The organism is Pseudomonas sivasensis, assembly GCF_021391435.1.
GTDB lineage: Bacteria > Pseudomonadota > Gammaproteobacteria > Pseudomonadales > Pseudomonadaceae > Aquipseudomonas > Aquipseudomonas sivasensis.
The window spans coordinates 1-18,859 of record NZ_CP090029.1; the positions used below are offsets into that span (position 1 = coordinate 1).

Sequence of the window (18,859 nt, forward strand, 5' to 3'; positions counted from 1 at the left end):
ATGTCCCGACTCAATCCCCGGCAGCAAGAAGCCGTGAACTACGTCGGCGGCCCTCTATTGGTGCTCGCCGGTGCAGGCTCCGGCAAGACCAGCGTGATCACCCGCAAGATCGCGCACCTGATCCAGAGCTGTGGCATCCGCGCCCAGTACATCGTCGCCATGACCTTTACCAACAAGGCCGCGCGCGAGATGAAAGAACGCGTCGGCAGCCTGCTCAAGGGTGGCGAAGGCCGTGGCCTCACGGTGTGTACCTTCCACAACCTGGGGCTGAACATCATCCGCAAGGAGCATGCGCGGCTGGGCTACAAGCCGGGCTTCTCGATCTTTGACGAGACCGACGTCAAGGCCCTGATGACCGACATCATGCAGAAGGAATACGCAGGCGACGACGGCGTCGACGAGATCAAAAACATGATCGGCGCCTGGAAAAACGACCTGATCCTCCCCCCCGAGGCCCTGGAAAACGCGCGCAACCCCAAGGAACAGACCGCGGCCATCGTCTACACCCACTACCAGCGCACGCTCAAGGCGTTCAATGCGGTGGACTTCGACGACCTGATCCTGCAGCCGGTCAAGCTGTTCCAGGAACACGCCGACATCCTCGAAAAGTGGCAGAACAAGGTGCGCTACCTGCTGGTGGACGAATACCAGGACACCAACGCCAGCCAGTACTTGCTGGTGAAGTTGCTGATCGGTAAGCGCAACCAGTTCACCGTGGTGGGCGACGATGACCAGTCGATCTACGCCTGGCGCGGCGCCCGCCCGGAGAACCTGATGCTGCTCAAGGTCGACTACCCGTCCTTGAAAGTGGTGATGTTGGAGCAGAACTACCGCTCCACCAGCCGCATCCTGCGTTGCGCCAACGTGCTGATCTCGAACAACCCCCACGAGTTTGAAAAACAGCTGTGGAGTGAGATGGGCCACGGCGATGAGATCCGCGTAATCCGCTGCCGCAACGAAGACGCCGAAGCCGAGCGCGTGGCCGTCGAGCTGCTCACATTGCACCTGCGTACCGATCGGCCCTACAGCGACTTTGCGATCCTGTATCGCGGTAACTACCAGGCCAAGCTGATCGAGCTGAAGTTGCAGCACCACCAGATTCCATATCGTCTGTCGGGGGGCAACAGCTTTTTCGGACGCCAGGAAGTGAAAGACCTGATGGCCTACTTCCGGTTGATCGTTAACCCGGACGACGACAACGCCTTCCTGCGCGTGATCAACGTGCCGCGCCGGGAAATCGGCTCGACGACCCTGGAAAAACTCGGCAACTACGCGACCGAACGCAAGATTTCGATGTACGCCGCCACCGACGAGATCGGCCTGGGCGAGCACTTGGACACGCGCTTCACCGATCGCCTGGCGCGCTTCAAGCGCTTCATGGACAAGGTTCGCGAGCAGTGCGCCGGCGAAGACCCGATCAGCGCCCTGCGCAGCATGGTCATGGACATCGACTACGAAAACTGGCTGCGCACCAACAGCTCCAGCGACAAAGCTGCGGATTACCGCATGGGCAACGTCTGGTTCCTGATCGAAGCCCTGAAGAACACCCTGGAAAAAGACGAAGACGGCGAGATGACCGTCGAAGACGCCATCGGCAAGCTGGTACTGCGCGACATGCTCGAACGTCAGCAGGAAGAGGAAGACGGCGCCGAAGGTGTGCAGATGATGACCTTGCATGCCTCAAAGGGCTTGGAATTCCCCTACGTGTTCATCATGGGGATGGAAGAAGAAATCCTCCCGCACCGCTCCAGCATTGAAGCCGACACTATCGAGGAAGAACGCCGTCTGGCCTACGTGGGCATTACCCGCGCGCGTCAGACCCTGGCCTTCACCTTTGCCGCTAAGCGCAAGCAATACGGCGAGATCATCGATTGTGCCCCCAGCCGGTTCCTGGATGAACTGCCGCCGGATGACCTGGCCTGGGAAGGCAATGACGACACCCCGACCGAGGTGAAAGCCGTACGCGGCAACACCGCCCTGGCGGACATACGCGCGATGTTAAAGCGCTAGAATCGACTACTTTTTAATCTACTTTCGGCGCAGACCGCGCCATTAGAGGAAGCTTTCCGTGGAAGCACTGCACAAGAAAATTCGCGAAGAAGGCATCGTGCTTTCCGATCAGGTACTCAAAGTCGACGCCTTTTTGAACCATCAGATCGACCCGGCGCTGATGAAGCTGATTGGTGATGAATTCGCCGCACTGTTCAAGGACTCGGGCATCACCAAGATCGTCACTATCGAGGCCTCGGGCATTGCGCCGGCGATCATGACCGGCCTGAACCTGGGCGTGCCGGTGATCTTCGCCCGCAAGCAGCAGTCCCTGACCCTGACCGAAAACCTGCTGTCGGCAACGGTGTATTCCTTCACCAAGAAAACCGAGAGCACCGTGGCCATCTCGCCGCGTCACCTGACCAGCAGCGACCGCGTACTGGTGATCGATGACTTCCTGGCCAACGGCAAGGCGTCCCAGGCGCTGATTTCGATCATCAAGCAGGCCGGTGCGACCGTTGCCGGTTTGGGGATTGTGATTGAGAAGTCGTTCCAGGGTGGCCGTGCAGAGCTGGATGCGCAGGGTTATCGGGTTGAGTCGCTGGCGCGGGTGAAATCGCTGGCCGGTGGCGTGGTTACCTTCATCTGAAGCCAACACCGCTCAACATGTGGGAGGGAGCTTGCTCCCGATAGCAGTGGGTCAGCCAATATTTTCGGTGACTGATACACCGCAATCGGGGGCAAGTCCCCTCCCACATTTGCCCTCTTTTGTCTGTTAGTGCGCGGTGGCCTGCAGGCCGGCGAGTAACAAGCGCTGATACAGATCCTCCTTCAACCCCTCCGGCTTATCCAGGCACATCCGTTTCAGGTGCTCGGGAAACGCCTCCGGCTCCGGTGCATCCAGCGCCGCCTTGCCCAACTCCAGAATTTCCGTCAGCTTGAATTTGCTCTTGAGCCAGTTCAATGCGCGCAACAGATCCCGCTCTTCGTCCGTGAAATCGCTGCCCAGCGGATACTCCGGGAACAAACGCCGATGCCGCGCCTGGATACCCTGGAGCCGCTCCGGCGTGTTGTCGGTGAAGCGCGGATCCATCTGGAAATCCTTGGGCAACTTGCCAGCCTTTTGCGCCTGCTCAATCAAGTCGGCCTGGAAGCGCGAGTCGGTGATGTTGAGCAACGCCTCAATGACCTTGGCATCCGTCTGCCCGCGCAGGTCGGCAATGCCGTACTCGGTGATGACGATGTCCCGCAGGTGCCGGGGAATGGTGCAGTGTCCGTACTCCCAGACGATATTGGAACTGACCTCCCCCGCCGACTCACGCCAGCTGCGCAGGATCAGGATGGAGCGCGCGCCTTCCAGCGCATGCCCCTGAGCCACAAAGTTGTATTGTCCGCCCACACCGCTGAGCACGCGGCCGTCCTCCAACTGGTCGGCCACGCCTGCGCCCAGCAACGTCACCGTGATCGCGCTGTTGATAAACCGTGCATCCTGGCGCTGCAAACGCTTGAGTTCTTCCTGGCCGTACAGCTCGTTGATATAGCTGATGCGGGTCATGTTGAATTCAAGGCGTTTGGCGTGGGTCATTTCCTGCAAACGCTGGTAAAAACTGCGTGGCCCGAGGAAGAAGCCACCGTGGATCGATACCCCATCGGGCTGCGCCGCATCGTCCAGCAAACCGGCGTTGGCTTGTTCCTGAGTGGCCACATCCGGGTAGACCTTGCGCCGGATAATCCCCGCATCCGCCAGCACCAGCAGGCCGTTGACGAACATTTCGCTGCAACCGTAAAGGCCACGGGCAAAGGGATCGACACCCCCTTCATGGCTGATCAGCGGTGCCCACTGATACACATCCAGATCCGTCAGCAGCAGGCGGTAAGCTTCGTTATCGGCTTGGCGCGCCAGCAAGGCGGCGGTCAACGCATCGCCCATGGAGCCAATACCGATCTGCAAGGTGCCGCCATCGCGCACCAAAGTGCTGGCATGCAGGCCGATGAAATGGTCCTGAAACCCCACCGGCATGTTCGGCGTGGAGAACAGTGTGGTGCTGTCCTTAGCATCGATCAGGTAGTCGAACGCGTCCATGCCCAACTCGGAATCGCCGGGCATGTAGGGCAAATCGGTGTGAACCTGCCCAACGATCAAAACGGTTTCGCCCGCTTCACGGCGCTTGGCGATCATGGGCAGCAGGTCGAGGGTGATGTCGGGGTTGCAGCTCAGGCTCAGGCGGTCCGGGTGTTCCGCGCTGCTCGCGACCAGTTGTGCCACCAGGTTCAGGCCAGCGGCGTTGATATCGCGGGCTGCGTGGCTGTAGTTGCTGCTGACGTAATCCTGCTGGGCCGACGTGCTGTGCAGCAGACTACCGGGCTGCATGAAGAACTGCTGCACGTGGATATTCTTCGGCAAGCTGTCTGAATGCAGCGCGGCGAGAAACTCCAACTCCGGGTAATCCCCAAACACCCGCTCGATAAAGGGTTCAAGAAAGCGCTTCTGCAAGCCATCACCCATTGTCGGACGGCCTAGGCTCAACGCGGTATAGATCGTCAGCGCCCGCTCCGGCAGCTTGGCGATACGCCGGTACAGCGCATTAACGAACAGATTGGGCTTGCCCAGGCCCAGCGGCATGCCCATGTGAATATGCGCTGGCAAACGCGCCAATACGTCGTCAACTGCTTGCTCGATTGAACACAACTGCACCATCCGACCCTCCTGAACATTCCATGATTAGGGGTTGGACCGAGCTTGCCGGGTCTTTGCTGCAAAGAACAGCCTCGACGGGTAAATCACAGGCACAAAAAAGCCGCTCGTAAGCGGCTTTTTTGGCGAAGATCGGCAGGTTACAGGCCGGACATCTTCTTGATCGCGCCTTTAAGCTCTTCATCCGAGCAATCAGCACAGGTGCCTTTAGGTGGCATTGCGTTGATGCCGGTGATCGCCTTGGCCAGGATGCCGTCGAGGCCGCCCTGGTGGTCGGCGCGTTCTTTCCAGGCGGCGGTGTCGCCGATTTTCGGCGCGTTCAGCAGGCCGGTACCGTGGCACGCGTTGCAGTGTTTGGCGATGACGTCATCCGGGGTTTTCGCGCCGCCGCCGCCGCCCGCTGCCACGGCGACTTCCATGCCTTTGCATTCCTCACCCTGGACGCAGACCTGGCCCACCGGCTCCAGACGCTTGGCAATATCATCATTGGTCGCAGCTTGTGCGCTCACAGCCCATAGGGCCAATACGGTTGCTGGTGCAGCCAGCATTTTCATAATTAGGTTCACGCGTTCACCCTCAATGGTGGCTATTCACGCCTGCGGCCACGGTTTCGCAGGCGGCGAAAGTATAACGGTTAGCCCGCCGGGCCGAAACAACCCTATTAAATAAAGGGAGATTCAGCCTCGCGGAATACAGCTCGGGTGTCTCTGCAACGCTGGCAGGACGCCTCTATTCTTAAAAGTTCGCGGGTGTGGCTGCGCTGATTAGTCGCGCCGGTACGTCGAACGGATTGCGAAAACGATGGGGCTTGGTACTTTCAAAGTAGTAGCTATCGCCAGCTTCGAGCACAAAAGTTTCAAGACCGACCACCAATTCAAGGCGACCTTCCACCAGAATCCCGGTTTCTTCGCCTTCGTGGGTGAGCATTTCTTCGCCAGTGTCGGCGCCCGGTGGGTAGATCTCGTTGAGAAACGCGATGGCCCGGCTCGGGTGCGCTCGACCCACCAGTTTCATGGTGACGGCGCCGTCAGAGATGTCGATCAGCTCATTGGCTTTATAGACGATCTGTGTCGGTATTTCCTGGAGGATCTCTTCGGAAAAGAACTCGACCATGGACATGGGGATGCCGCCCAGCACCTTGCGCAAGGAGCTGATCGAGGGGCTGACACTATTTTTTTCGATCATCGAAATGGTGCTGTTGGTGACGCCCGCGCGCTTGGCGAGTTCACGCTGGGAAAGACCCTTCAGCTTGCGGATGGATTGCAGTCGTTCGCCGACGTCCAATGCGGGAGCCTCCTAGGATTCAGGCTTTGTTGTAATTGAGCGTTATCATGGCGACAGCGTTCAGTATTTACAACACTTGGGCCTAAATCCCAGGAAGCTGTGTTCGTGCCTGACCGTCAAGCGCCGGAATAGAGCCTTGGCACCCGGCGCAGGTTGCAGAAGATCTGGTAGGGAATGGTCTCAGCGGCAACCGCGACGTCACTGGCGAGGATGTTCTTGCCCCACAGCTCCACCGTAGAGCCAAGACCTGCCTCAGGGACGTCGGTCAGATCGATGCACAGCATGTCCATGGACACGCGCCCCAGCAATTGGCTGCGCTGCCCCGCCACCAACACAGGCGTGCCGGTAGGCGCGTGGCGCGGGTAGCCGTCGGCATAACCCATGGCAACCACGCCGATACGCATCGGTTTAGGCGTGATAAACCGGGCGCCGTAGCCCACTGGCTCGCCGGCCGGCAGTTCGCGTACGCAGATCACTTTCGATTCCAGGGTCATCACCGGCTGCAGACGTGCGGCAATGGAATGGTCTTCGCCAAACGGCGTCGCGCCATAAAGCATGATGCCGGGGCGCACCCAGTCGCTGGTCATGCTCGGCCAGCCCAGCACCGACGGCGAATTGCGCAGGCTGACCTCGGCCGCCAGGCCTTGTCGCGCCGCCTCAAACACCGCGACTTGCTCGTTGCTGCTGACGCAATCGAGTTCATCGGCGCGAGCAAAGTGGCTCATCAATACGATTTTCGCGACTTTGCCGCTGGCCAGCAGGCGCTGGTAGGCCTCGTGATAATCCTTTGGATGCAGGCCGACGCGATGCATGCCCGAATCCAGTTTGAGCCAGATGGTCAGGGGCTTGCTCAGTTTGGCCTGTTCGATCGCCTCCAGTTGCCACAAAGAATGCACTACGCACCACAAATCATGCTCGATGATCAGCGGCAACTCGTCGGCTTCGAAGAAACCTTCCAGCAGCAGCACCGGCGCCCGAATACCGGCGGCACGTAGCTCCAGGGCTTCCTCGATGCATGCCACGGCAAACCCATCTGCCTCGGCTTCCAGCGCCTGGGCCACACGCACAGCACCATGGCCGTAGGCGTCGGCCTTGACCACGGCAAGGGCCTTGGCCCCCGTAATTTCACGGGCCAGTTGGTAGTTGTGGCGCAGGGCTTGGAGGTTGATCAGGGCACGGGCAGGACGCATGGCGGCAGGCTTCTAGGCGGCTAAGTGAAGAAAAAACCGGCACCGACCAACAGCTTCGGCACCGGGAGAGGGATCGTTGTTTAAGGCAGCGCGGCCACGACGGACAGCTCTACCAGGATTTCTGGTTCGCACAATTTGGCCTCGACAGTGGCGCGGGCCGGAGCGACGCCTTTTGGCAGCCACTTGTCCCACACCGCGTTCATGCCGGCGAAATCGGCGTCGATGTCTTTCAGGTAGATCGTCACCGACAGCAGCTTGGTCTTGTCGGTGCCGGCCAGGTCCAGCAAACGCTCGATATTGGCGAGGGTTTCACGGGTCTGCTGTTCAATCCCGGCGTTCATGTCGTCGCCGACTTGCCCGGCCAGATACACGGTACCGCTGTGGACAACGATCTGGCTCATGCGCTCATTGGTGAGCTGGCGCTGGATTGACATGTTGTGCGGACTCCTGGTGGTTGCCGTAACGGGAAATATCGAGGCCTGCGGCGCTGATCTGCGGGGTTTTCTTAGCCATCAGATCAGCCAGCAAACGACCGGAACCGCAGGCCATGGTCCAACCGAGGGTGCCGTGGCCGGTGTTCAGGAACAGATTCTTGAACGGGGTGGCACCGACAATTGGTGTGCCGTCGGGTGTAGTCGGGCGCAGGCCGGTCCAGAACTCGGCGGTTGCCAGATCGCCGCCCTGAGGATAAAGGTCGTTGACGATCATCTCCAGGGTTTCACGCCGACGCGGGTTAAGCGACAGGTCAAAACCGGCTATTTCAGCCATGCCTCCGACGCGAATGCGGTTGTCGAAACGGGTGATCGCGACCTTGTAGGTCTCGTCGAGAATGGTCGAAGTCGGCGCCATCGCAGGGTTAGTGATCGGCACTGTCAGCGAGTAGCCCTTGAGCGGGTAAACCGGCGCCTTGATTCCCAGCGGTTTGAGCAGCTTCGGCGAGTAGCTGCCGAGGGCGAGCACGTAGCGGTCGGCGGTTTCCAGCTTGCCGTCGATCCACACGCCGTTGATGCGGTCACCGGCGCGGTCGAGGCGCTGGATGTCCTGTTCAAAACGAAACTCCACGCCCAACTGCTTGCACATCTCGGCCAGGCGGGTGGTGAACATCTGGCAGTCGCCAGTCTGGTCGTTCGGCAGGCGCAAGGCACCTGCGAGGATATCGGTGACATTGGCCAGGGCCGGCTCAACGCGGGCAATGCCGGCGCGGTCGAGCAGTTCGAAGGGCACGCCGGATTCTTTCAATACCGCGATGTCTTTGGCGGCGCCATCCAACTGGGCCTGAGTGCGGAACAGTTGAGTAGTCCCCAGGCTGCGACCTTCGTAGGCAATGCCGGTCTCGGCGCGCAATTCGTCGAGGCAGTCACGGCTGTACTCGGACAAGCGCACCATGCGCTCCTTGTTCACCGCATAACGGCTGGCGGTGCAGTTGCGCAGCATCTGCGCCATCCACAGGTATTGATCGATATCGGCCGTGGCCTTGATCGCCAGCGGCGCGTGGCGTTGCAGCAGCCATTTGATGGCCTTGAGCGGCACGCCTGGCGCGGCCCATGGCGAAGCGTAGCCTGGGGACACTTGGCCGGCGTTGGCGAAACTGGTTTCCATGGCAGCAGCGGGCTGACGGTCGACCACAACGACTTCAAAGCCAGCCCGAGCCAAATAGTAGGCACTGGTCACACCAATGACGCCGCTACCCAAGACCAGAACGCGCATTTTTATATCCTCATCGCGGGCTTAGCCGCTGACGTGTGTTATTCGAGCAATGATGGGCGCAGTATAAAAAGCAATCACCAGTGCATTTCACTATATAAATGCCTATATTTGGCGACAATTCTCGGCAAAAACCCTTTTCACAGAGGCGTATCCCCTATGCGTACCAACACTCAGACCAAACGGGAACTGGACAAGATCGACCGCAACATCCTGCGCATCCTGCAGACCGACGGGCGTATCTCGTTCACAGAGCTGGGGGAAAAGGTCGGGTTGTCGACCACGCCATGCACCGAACGGGTCCGCCGGCTGGAGCGTGAAGGGATCATCATGGGCTATAACGCGCGGCTCAATCCCCAGCATTTGAAGGGCAGTTTGCTGGTATTTGTCGAGATCAGCCTCGATTACAAATCCGGCGACACCTTTGAAGAGTTCCGCCGCGCCGTACTGAAACTGCCCCATGTGCTGGAATGCCACCTGGTGTCCGGCGACTTCGATTACCTGGTGAAAGCGCGGATTTCCGAGATGGCGTCGTACCGCAAATTGCTGGGGGACATTCTGCTCAAGCTGCCCCATGTGCGGGAGTCCAAGAGCTATATCGTGATGGAAGAGGTGAAAGAGAGCCTGAACCTGCCGATTCCTGACTAACCGACGAAATTTTGATCGAGCTCACCCACTAGACGAGTACTTGCCGGGTGCTCGCCATGTACTCATGGATTTGCTTCTCCACCCGAGGATGAATCAGCTCCACCGGCCGCCGCCCATTGGGGCACGGCAAGGTCGAAGTGGTACCGAACAACCGGCAGATCAGCGGCCGTTCGTCATACACCGTGCAACCGTTGGGCCCCAGGTGTACACAGTTCAGTTCGTCCATGGCCGCGTCCTGCTCGGCGGCGGTCTTACGCGGCAGGCGCGACATTTCCTCGGGCGATGTGGTCACCGGCCCACAGCAGTCGTGACAACCGGGGACGCACTCGAACGAAGGAATCTGACGGCGCAATGCGCTGACTTTCTGACTGTTGCAACTCATCGAAACACGTACCGAACGGCAAATAGGCGTGGATTCTGACGCAAAACGCCCCGCACAGACAGCTTCGCCCGACCGTTGTATCCTGCGTCAAATTTTCCAAACAGGGATTCCGCCCATGATCGCCAGCGCCCGGCACACCGCTTCCTACTACGCCGCCAGCAGCGTGCCGCAACCCGATTACCCGGCGTTGACAGGCGAAGTGACTGCCGACGTGTGTGTGATCGGCGGGGGGTTTTCCGGGCTTAACACCGCCCTGGAACTGGCCGAGCGCGGCTTGCGCGTGGTGTTGCTGGAAGCGCGCAAGATCGCCTGGGGCGCCAGCGGACGTAATGGCGGGCAACTGATTCGCGGCGTCGGCCACGGCCTGGACCAGTTCACCAACGTGATCGGCGCCGATGGCGTGCGCGAGATGAAGTTGATGGGCTTGGAGGCTGTGGAGATCGTGCGCGAGCGTGTCGAGCGCTACCAGATCCCCTGCGACCTGACGTGGGGCTACTGCGACCTTGCCAACAGGCCTCGTGACCTGCACGGCCTGGCCGAAGACGCCGAAGAACTGCGCAGCCTGGGCTATCGCCATGAAGTGCGCCTGCTGCAAGCCGCCGAGATGGGCAGTGTGATCGGTTCCGACCGCTATGTGGGCGGCATGATCGACATGGGTTCAGGCCACCTGCACCCGCTGAACCTGGCGCTCGGCGAAGCGGCCGCCGCACAGGGGTTGGGCGTGCAGTTGTTTGAGCAGTCCGAAGTGACGCGCATCGACTACGGCCCCGAGGTCAAGGTGTATACCGCCAATGGCCATGTGCGTGCCAAGACTCTGGTGCTGGCCTGCAACGCCTACCTCAACGGCCTCAACCCGCACCTGAGCGGCAAAGTGCTGCCCGCCGGAAGCTACATCATCGCCACCGAACCTTTGAGCGAAGCTCAGGCCGCCAGCCTGTTGCCGCAAAACATGGCGGTGTGCGACCAACGAGTGACGGTGGACTACTTCCGCCTGTCCGCCGACCGTCGCCTGCTGTTCGGGGGGGCGTGCCACTACTCCGGTCGTGATCCCCAGGACATCAGCGCCTACATGCGGCCGAAAATGCTACAGGTGTTCCCACAGTTGGCCGACGCAAAAATCGACTATCAGTGGGGCGGCATGATCGGCATCGGCGCCAATCGCTTGCCGCAGATCGGCCGGTTGGCGGATCAACCCAACGTGTATTACGCCCAGGCCTACGCGGGCCATGGCCTGAACGCCACGCACTTGGCAGGCAAGCTGCTGGCCGAAGCCATCAGCGGCCAGCAGCAAGGGCGTTTCGATCTGTTCGCAAGGGTGCCGCACATCACCTTCCCCGGCGGCAAGCACCTGCGCTCGCCGCTTCTGGCGCTGGGGATGCTCTGGCACCGCCTCAAAGAGCTGGTGTGATCAACCGCGCCAGAAAGGCTTCAAGCCTTCCTGGCGTGCCTGTTCGACAGTCAGCCCGATATCCTGCAATTGCTCGCAGGTCAGCGTCAGCAGGGCCTTGCGGGTATGGCGACGATGCCAGAACAGGCTCCAGCGGTTACCCGTGAGCGCAGACAGTACCCGCTGCTGCCCTGCTTCCAGTTCCTGACCGTGTAACGCCAGCCTCACATCGCTCATGCCGTTCATTTTGTTGCCCCTCAGTGGCGTGTTGCCTTGAGTGACAAGAATGGGCAATCGGCAAAAACCATTACAGATTCAACCAAGCTTTATTAAATCCATACAGACACTGCCTCTGAGCGGCTGAATCCTGTATTTTCCCCCTATCTGTACTGGTCCATTGGGAGCGACCGTCATGACCCTCTATGTCAACCTCGCCGAATTGCTGGGCACTCGTATCGAACAGGGCTTCTATCGCCCCGGTGATCGATTGCCATCTGTACGGGCCTTAAGCGTGGAACACGGGGTCAGCCTGAGCACCGTGCAACAGGCTTATCGCGTGCTGGAAGACAACGGTCTGGCGATGCCCAAGCCCAAGTCCGGCTACTTTGTACCCGTCGGCCGCGAGCTGCCGGCATTGCCGGAGGTGGGCCGGCCAGCACAGCGGCCGGTGGAAATCTCCCAGTGGGACCAAGTGCTGGAACTGATTCGCGCCGTGCCACGCAAAGACGTCATACAGATGGGCCGGGGCATGCCGGATGTATTGTCGCCCACCCTGAAGCCCTTGTTGCGCAGCCTCGCCCGCGTAAGCCGGCGTCAGGATCTGCCCGGGCTGTACTACGACAACATCCTCGGCTGTATGGAATTACGTGAGCAAATCGCACGGCTGTCATTGGATTCCGGCTGCCAACTGACCGCCGAAGACATCGTAATCACCACTGGCTGCCATGAGGCGCTGTCCGCCAGCATCCACGCTATCTGTGATCCTGGCGATATCGTCGCGGTGGACTCGCCGAGCTTTCACGGCGCCATGCAGACCCTCAAGGGGCTGGGCATGAAAGCCCTGGAGATTCCCACCGACCCCATCACCGGCATCAGCCTTGAAGCACTGGAACTAGCCTTGGAGCAGTGGCCGATCAAGGTCATCCAGTTGACCCCCAACTGCAATAACCCCTTAGGCTACATCATGCCGGAGGCACGCAAACGCGCACTGCTGACCCTGGCCCAACGCTTTGACGTGGCAATCATCGAAGACGACGTCTATGGCGAATTGGCCTACAGCTACCCGCGGCCGCGCACTATCAAATCCTTCGACGAAGACGGCCGAGTGCTGCTCTGCAGCTCCTTCTCGAAAACCCTCGCGCCGGGCCTGCGTATTGGCTGGGTAGCACCGGGGCGCTACCTTGAGCGGGTACTGCACATGAAATACATCAGCACCGGCTCCACCGCGACCCAACCGCAGATCGCGATTGCCGAATTTCTCAAGGGCGGGCATTTCGAACCTCATTTGCGGCGGATGCGCACTCAATACCAGCGTAATCGCGACTTGATGCTCGATTGGGTCAGCCGCTATTTCCCGGCGGGCACCCGCGCCAGCCGTCCCCAAGGCAGCTTCATGCTCTGGGTGGAATTGCCGGAAGGCTTCGATACCCTCAAGCTCAACCGGGTGCTGGTGGAACAGGGTGTACAGATTGCGGTAGGCAGTATCTTTTCTGCGTCGGGCAAGTACCGCAACTGCCTGCGCATGAACTACGGTGCTAAACCAACCCCGCAGATTGAAGAAGCGGTACGCAAGGTCGGTGCCGCCGCGATAAAGATGTTGGCCGAGTCGACCGACTGACCTTTCGCGGGAAATTGCCGTCATATGCCGACAACTGCCCTGATCTGGAAGCGCCTCCCTTGATGATTCGACGGCTTTTACCGCTTTTCCTGCTGGGAGCACTGAGCCTGGGTGGCTGCGCCACGGTGAGCACTGAGCGCATCCCCAGCGACGCACTGCCGGCTGCACAGTCGTCGTTCGGCCGCTCGATCCAGGCCCAGGCCGCGCCTTACCAAGGGCGCTCCGGTTTCCGCCTGCTGCCCAACAGCAGCGAAGCCTTCATGGCCCGCGCCGAGCTGATCCGTAACGCCCAGACCAGCCTCGATCTGCAGTACTACATCGTCCACGATGGCATCAGTACGCGCATGCTGGTAGATGAACTGCTCAAAGCCGCCGACCGTGGCGTGCGCGTGCGCATCCTGCTGGACGACACCACCAGCGACGGCCTCGACCAAATCATCGCCACCCTCGCCGCCCACCCCAAGATCGAAATTCGCCTGTTCAACCCCCTGCACCTGGGGCGCAGCATGGGTGTGACGCGGGCCATGGGTCGCCTGTTCGACCTGTCGCTGCAACACCGGCGCATGCACAACAAGTTGTGGCTGGCGGACAACAGCGTGGCCATCGTCGGCGGGCGAAATCTGGGGGATGAGTATTTCGACGCCGAGCCCAATCTGAACTTCACCGATATCGACATGCTCAGCGTCGGGCCGGTGGCCGAGCAGCTCGGGCACAGTTTCGATCAGTACTGGAACAGCGCCCTGAGCAAACCCATCGACGACTTCGTCTCAAACAGCCCCTCCAAAGGCGACCTGGCCGTCGCGCGCGTGCGCCTGGAGGCGTCGTTGGCCGAGTCGCGCCAGCAGAATCACGCGCTGTACAACCGCCTGCGCGCCTACCAGACCCAACCGCGCATGGACATCTGGCGTCGCGAGCTGATCTGGGCCTGGAATCAGGCGTTGTGGGACGCGCCGAGCAAGGTCCTGTCCAAGGCCGACCCAGACCCACGCCTGCTGCTGACCACCCAACTGGCACCGGAGCTGGAGGGTGTCAACCAAGAGCTGATAATGATCTCGGCGTACTTCGTACCGGGGCAGCCAGGACTGGTGTACCTAACGGGGCGCGCCGACGCGGGTGTATCCGTGAGCCTGCTGACCAACTCCCTTGAAGCCACCGACGTGCCGGCGGTGCACGGTGGCTATGCGCCGTATCGCAAGGCGCTGCTGGAGCACGGAGTCAAACTCTATGAACTACGCCGCCAACCGGGCGACGGGGGTGGCAGCGGCCCGCACTTGTTTCGCCGGGGCACCTTCCGAGGTTCGGATTCCAGCCTGCACAGCAAGGCAATGATCTTTGATCGGACGAAATCGTTTATCGGCTCGTTCAACTTCGACCCACGCTCTGTGCTGTGGAACACCGAAGTCGGTGTCCTGGTGGACAGCCCCGAACTGGCGGAACACGTGCGCAAACTGGCGCTGCAAGGCATGGCGCCCGCCTTGAGTTATGAGGCGAAACTGCAGGACGGCAACGTGGTGTGGGTGACCGAAGATAACGGTCAACTGCACACCCTGACACGCGAACCTGGCAGTTGGTGGCGGCGCTTCAATGCCTGGTTTGCCACTTCGGTCGGCCTGGAACGCATGCTCTAAGCACAATGAAGATCCAATGCGGGAGAGGGCTTGCCCCCCCCTCCCACACTTGATCGCCTTTCAAATCAGGCTGGCTGTGCGGTACCGAATGCGCCCTGGCGCAGCAACAGCACCACCAACCCCAACGCCCCGGCTGCCATTAACAGCGGCAGCGCATGCCCGTTGATCCACTGGCTGCCCGCACCGGCCACCAGCGGGCCGACCAGGCACCCGATGCCCCACAACTGAGCGATATGGGCATTGGCGCGCACCAGCGCATCGTCACGATAGCGCTCGCCAATCAGGATCAACGAGAGGGTAAACAACCCGCCAGCACTGGCGCCGAACACTACCCATATCGGCCAGATCAACAGCGTGTGCAACGTCAACGGAATCGCCAGGCTGGACGCCAGTAACAGCACCGCGCAACTCAGAAACAGCGTACGTCGAGGCAGGTAGTCGGCCAGCGCACCGATGGGCAATTGCAGCAGCGCATCGCCGACCACCACCGTGCTGACCATCGCCAAGGCGATCTCGGCAGTAAAACCCTGTTGCAGGCAATACACCGGCAGCAGCGTCAGGATCATTGCCTCGAACGCGGCGAACAGCGCCACCGCCCAGGCGATCGCCGGCAGGCTCTTACAGAAGCGCCACAGGTCAGCGAAGGTCACGCTGAACGAGTCAGCGGTGGGCGCACCTGAGCGTCCCAGCAGCAACAGCGGCGCCACCAGCAACAGGCCAACGCCGACCCAGAAGCCGTAGTCATGGTCGGTGCCAATCAGGCCTAGCAGCAATGGGCCCGAGAGCTGGCTCAGGGCATAACTGCAGCCATATAACGCCACCAGGCGGCCGCGCCACTGCTCCACCACCAGTTGGTTGATCCAGCTTTCGCCGAGGATAAACACAATGGTCAGGATCACCCCGATCATCAGCCGCAGCACCAGCCATACCGGGTAACTGGGCAGAATCGCCAGCAAACCGATGGACACAGCCCCGGCCCACAGGCACAGGCGCATCAGGTTGGCAGTGCCGAGCCAGGAGGCCAGCCGACTGGAGACCTTGGCACCGAGCAATACGCCGAAGGCCGGCATGGCGGCCATCACGCCAATGGCGAAACTGCCGTAACCCCAGCCTTCCAGGCGCAGGGACACCAGCGGCATGCTCACCCCCAGGGCCAGACCGACACTGAGTACCGAGGCCAACACGGCGAAATAGGTCGCCCAACGCATTGCCACACTCCTGTGGATAATTCTTGAGGACACACAAAGCAGTGTGGGAGGGGGATTGCCCCCGATCGCGGTGAATCATTGGGCACTTTTAGTGCCTGACACACGGCTATCGGGGGCAAGCCCCCTCCCACATTTGGCCTGCGGTGTTGCTTAGAGCTTGATCCAGGTCGACTTCAGCTCGGTGTATTTGTCGAACGCGTGCAGCGACTTGTCGCGACCATTACCCGACTGCTTGAAGCCACCGAACGGCGCGGTCATATCACCGCCGTCGTATTGGTTGACCCACACGCTGCCGGCGCGCAGGGCCTTGGCGGTCAGGTGCGCTTTGGAAATATCAGCAGTCCACACGGCTGCGGCCAGACCATACACCGTGTCGTTGGCGATCTTGATAGCCTCTTCGGCGCTGTCGAACGTAATTACCGACAGGACTGGGCCGAAGATCTCTTCCTGGGCGATCTTCATGGCGTTGGTCACACCATCGAAAATCGTTGGCTCCACGTAAGTACCGCCGGTTTCCTCCAGGATGCGCTTACCACCGGCCACCAGTTTGGCGCCATCGGTGTGACCCGCTTCGATGTAAGACAGCACGGTGTTCATCTGCTGGGTATCCACCACCGCGCCGACGGTAGTCGCCGGGTCCAGCGGGTTGCCAGGTTTCCAGGCCTTGAGGGCCTCGATAACCAGCGGCAGAAATGTATCTTTGATCGAGCGCTCCACCAGCAAGCGCGAACCCGCGGTGCAGACTTCGCCCTGGTTGAAGGCAATGGCGCTGGCTGCGGAGTTGGCGGCAGCTTGCAGGTCCGGCGCATCGGCGAACACGATATTAGGGCTCTTGCCGCCAGCTTCCAGCCATACGCGCTTCATGTTCGACTCGCCGGAGCGGATCAACAGTTGCTTGGCGATCTTGGTCGAACCGGTGAATACCAGCGTGTCGACGTCCATGTGCAGCGCCAGGGCATTTCCGACGGTGTGGCCGTAGCCCGGCAGCACGTTGAAAACGCCTTTCGGAATACCGGCCTCAACAGCCAGGGCCGCGATGCGGATGGCCGTCAGGGGAGATTTTTCGGAAGGCTTGAGGATCACCGAGTTACCGGTGGACAGCGCCGGGCCGAGTTTCCAGCACGCCATCATCAGCGGAAAGTTCCACGGCACAATGGCGCCAACCACGCCGACCGGCTCGCGGGTCACCAGGCCCAGTTGATCGTGCGGCGTGGCGGCGACTTCGTCATAGATCTTGTCGATGGCCTCGCCGCTCCAGCTCAGGGCATTCGCCGCGCCGGGTACGTCAATGTTCAGGGAATCGCTGATTGGCTTGCCCATGTCCAGGGTTTCAAGCAGTGCCAGCTCTTCGGCATTGGCCTTGAGCAGCGCAGCGAAACGGATCATGGTGGCTTTGCGTTTGGCCGGCGCAAGGCGCGACCAGACACCGGAATTGAAGGTGGCGCGGGCATTTTCCACTGCGCTCTGGGCGTCGGCGGCGTCACAGCTGGCGACAGTGGCCAACAGACGGCCATCGACCGGGCTGATGCATTCGAAGGTGTCGCCAGAAGCAGCGTCGGTGTACTCGCCATTGATGTAGGCGCGGCCTTCGATCTTCAGATCCTTGGCGCGTTGTTCCCAATCGGCACGGGTCAGGGTGGTCATGCGAGTGTCCTCCTCTTATTGAATACAAGGGCCAGGCGATGTCCCCCGGCAGCCTCAAAGAATGCTTGCCCGCCAACCAGCTGTTCGGCTCAAAGGCAGCTGCCACCCTAAACCAGCGGCTGGGGATGTTTCAATATATTTGACATAACGCGGGTAAACGCCCTTGCGATGTTCATTTTAATAAACATAGACTTTGGGCACTTCAACCCCAGGCCAGACGGGACACGCACATGAGCATCCAGGACATCGTCGACTTCAGCCAAGCCACCACCGCCCCCGACCGCTATCGCCCTGCCGCCGAAAAAATCCTCAAGGGCGATCCCGAACAAACGGTCTACAACCACTACAACAGCCCATGCGGCCAGATGAGCGCCGGGGTCTGGGAAGGTGATGTCGGGCAGTGGACGGTCAGCTACACCGAGCATGAGTACTGCGAAATCGTGCAGGGTGTGTCCGTGCTGCGCGACGCCGAGGGAAATGCCAAGACCTTGCGCGCCGGCGACCGCTTTGTGATTCCTGCTGGCTTCAGCGGCACCTGGGAAGTACTGGAACCATGCCGCAAGATCTACGTGGTGTTTGAACAGAAGACCTGATCAACCAAATTCCACGCAAAAAAAAGCCCGACTCGTGAGAGACGGGCTTTTTTTCACAAGGAAGAAAATCAATTACTTGATTTTGCCTTCTTTGTAGATCACGTGCTTGCGAACGCGCGGGTCGAACATTTTCTTTTCGAGCTTGTCCGGGGTAGTACGCTTGTTCTTGTCGGTAGTGTAGAAGTGACCAGTACCGGCGCTAGAGATCATTCGAATCAATTCACGCATGATAGAGCTCCTTAGATCTTGCCAGCGGCACGGATTTCGGCCAGCACGACAGTGATGCCACGCTTGTCGATGATACGCATGCCTTTAGCAGATACACGCAGGCGAACAAAACGTTTCTCTTCTTCAACCCAGAAGCGGTGATGCTGCAGGTTCGGCAGGAAACGACGACGGGTTTTGTTATTTGCGTGGGAAATGTTATTCCCAGTCACCGGACCCTTACCGGTAACTTGACAGACTCTCGACATGCCTCAGCCCTCTAAAACCACATGCCCAACCCGGCATGGGTTGGCCGCTTAATCTCTCAGTCATTTGGCGCCAGGCGCCGCGTTTCTTTAGGGTCTTACCGGCTACACCTACAAGCGAAGGAACCGGGCCCCTAGAAAAGAGCGCTGCTTTATACCAGAAAGACCTTGGTGCAACAACAGCGAGTGTGTTTTTACCG

The 18,859-nt window shown here is 60.2% G+C and carries 19 protein-coding genes; 7 read left to right on the plus strand and 12 right to left on the minus strand.

Annotated features, from left to right (window positions below; all coding sequences use genetic code 11):
• On the plus strand, positions 1–2,010 hold the full coding sequence (gene rep, locus LRO94_RS00005; RefSeq protein ID WP_095185200.1) for a DNA helicase Rep: 2,010 nt from the start codon (positions 1–3) through the stop codon (positions 2,008–2,010).
• 58 nt (positions 2,011–2,068) lie between these two features.
• Entirely contained in the window at positions 2,069–2,638 is a 570-nt protein-coding gene (locus LRO94_RS00010; RefSeq protein ID WP_003176890.1) for a xanthine phosphoribosyltransferase, read from the plus strand.
• Positions 2,639–2,764: 126 nt separating this feature from the next.
• Here LRO94_RS00010 and LRO94_RS00015 read toward each other — a convergent pair whose 3' ends face one another.
• The 6 genes from LRO94_RS00015 to dadA all read right to left on the minus strand — a co-directional run bounded on the left by LRO94_RS00015 (position 2,765) and on the right by dadA (position 8,865).
• Positions 2,765–4,687 carry an acetyl-CoA hydrolase/transferase C-terminal domain-containing protein gene (locus LRO94_RS00015; protein WP_032884379.1) on the minus strand — a complete coding sequence of 641 codons (1,923 nt, stop codon included), beginning with the start codon at positions 4,685–4,687 and terminating at the stop codon, positions 2,765–2,767.
• Positions 4,688–4,824: 137 nt separating this feature from the next.
• Entirely contained in the window at positions 4,825–5,238 is a 414-nt protein-coding gene (locus tag LRO94_RS00020; RefSeq protein WP_179180108.1) for a c-type cytochrome, read from the minus strand.
• Positions 5,239–5,419: 181 nt separating this feature from the next.
• Complete coding sequence (locus LRO94_RS00025; RefSeq protein ID WP_003176893.1) at positions 5,420–5,968, minus strand: cupin domain-containing protein; 549 nt, start codon at positions 5,966–5,968, stop codon at positions 5,420–5,422.
• Positions 5,969–6,084: 116 nt separating this feature from the next.
• A complete protein-coding gene (gene alr / locus LRO94_RS00030) occupies positions 6,085–7,158 on the minus strand; it encodes an alanine racemase (RefSeq protein ID WP_179179748.1) in 1,074 nt (357 codons plus the stop codon).
• 80 nt (positions 7,159–7,238) lie between these two features.
• Entirely contained in the window at positions 7,239–7,592 is a 354-nt protein-coding gene (locus LRO94_RS00035; RefSeq protein WP_017135862.1) for a RidA family protein, read from the minus strand.
• The gene (gene dadA, locus LRO94_RS00040; protein ID WP_032884384.1) at positions 7,564–8,865 is read right to left on the minus strand and encodes a D-amino acid dehydrogenase; all 1,302 of its coding nucleotides are present in this window, start codon (positions 8,863–8,865) and stop codon (positions 7,564–7,566) included. Before dadA ends, LRO94_RS00035 begins: the two co-directional genes overlap by 29 nt.
• A 156-nt stretch (positions 8,866–9,021) precedes the next feature.
• Here dadA and LRO94_RS00045 point away from each other — a divergent pair, with 156 nt between their 5' ends.
• Positions 9,022–9,510 carry an Lrp/AsnC ligand binding domain-containing protein gene (locus tag LRO94_RS00045; protein ID WP_003176896.1) on the plus strand — a complete coding sequence of 163 codons (489 nt, stop codon included), beginning with the start codon at positions 9,022–9,024 and terminating at the stop codon, positions 9,508–9,510.
• A 28-nt stretch (positions 9,511–9,538) separates the two neighbouring features.
• Here LRO94_RS00045 and LRO94_RS00050 read toward each other — a convergent pair whose 3' ends face one another.
• Positions 9,539–9,892, minus strand: a complete 354-nt coding sequence (locus tag LRO94_RS00050) for a YkgJ family cysteine cluster protein (protein WP_032884386.1) — start codon at positions 9,890–9,892, stop codon at positions 9,539–9,541.
• A gap of 115 nt (positions 9,893–10,007) precedes the next feature.
• On the opposite strand from LRO94_RS00050, the gene LRO94_RS00055 reads away from it, so the two are divergent.
• A complete protein-coding gene (locus LRO94_RS00055) occupies positions 10,008–11,300 on the plus strand; it encodes an NAD(P)/FAD-dependent oxidoreductase (protein WP_179179747.1) in 1,293 nt (430 codons plus the stop codon).
• Here the strand turns inward: LRO94_RS00055 and LRO94_RS00060 are convergent, their stop codons facing one another.
• Positions 11,301–11,525: a DUF1127 domain-containing protein gene (locus LRO94_RS00060; protein ID WP_032884390.1), complete on the minus strand. Its 225-nt coding sequence runs from the start codon at positions 11,523–11,525 to the stop codon at positions 11,301–11,303.
• A 166-nt stretch (positions 11,526–11,691) separates the two neighbouring features.
• Here LRO94_RS00060 and LRO94_RS00065 point away from each other — a divergent pair, with 166 nt between their 5' ends.
• Complete coding sequence (locus tag LRO94_RS00065; RefSeq protein ID WP_032884391.1) at positions 11,692–13,116, plus strand: aminotransferase-like domain-containing protein; 1,425 nt, start codon at positions 11,692–11,694, stop codon at positions 13,114–13,116.
• A gap of 62 nt (positions 13,117–13,178) precedes the next feature.
• Positions 13,179–14,744, plus strand: coding sequence for a phospholipase D family protein (locus LRO94_RS00070; protein ID WP_032884392.1), 1,566 nt, complete (start codon positions 13,179–13,181; stop codon positions 14,742–14,744).
• A gap of 65 nt (positions 14,745–14,809) precedes the next feature.
• Here LRO94_RS00070 and LRO94_RS00075 read toward each other — a convergent pair whose 3' ends face one another.
• Both LRO94_RS00075 and LRO94_RS00080 read right to left on the minus strand, forming a co-directional pair.
• Positions 14,810–15,952, minus strand: a complete 1,143-nt coding sequence (locus LRO94_RS00075; protein ID WP_095185205.1) for an MFS transporter — start codon at positions 15,950–15,952, stop codon at positions 14,810–14,812.
• Positions 15,953–16,102: 150 nt separating this feature from the next.
• A complete protein-coding gene (locus LRO94_RS00080) occupies positions 16,103–17,596 on the minus strand; it encodes an aldehyde dehydrogenase (RefSeq protein ID WP_032884395.1) in 1,494 nt (497 codons plus the stop codon).
• Between the two features lie 230 nt (positions 17,597–17,826).
• Here LRO94_RS00080 and LRO94_RS00085 point away from each other — a divergent pair, with 230 nt between their 5' ends.
• Positions 17,827–18,189, plus strand: coding sequence for a cupin domain-containing protein (locus LRO94_RS00085; RefSeq protein WP_032884397.1), 363 nt, complete (start codon positions 17,827–17,829; stop codon positions 18,187–18,189).
• Positions 18,190–18,261: 72 nt separating this feature from the next.
• Here the strand turns inward: LRO94_RS00085 and rpmG are convergent, their stop codons facing one another.
• Entirely contained in the window at positions 18,262–18,417 is a 156-nt protein-coding gene (gene rpmG / locus LRO94_RS00090; RefSeq protein ID WP_003176906.1) for a 50S ribosomal protein L33, read from the minus strand.
• 11 nt (positions 18,418–18,428) lie between these two features.
• Positions 18,429–18,662: a 50S ribosomal protein L28 gene (gene rpmB / locus LRO94_RS00095; RefSeq protein WP_003176907.1), complete on the minus strand. Its 234-nt coding sequence runs from the start codon at positions 18,660–18,662 to the stop codon at positions 18,429–18,431.
• Between the last annotated feature and the right edge of the window lie 197 nt (positions 18,663–18,859).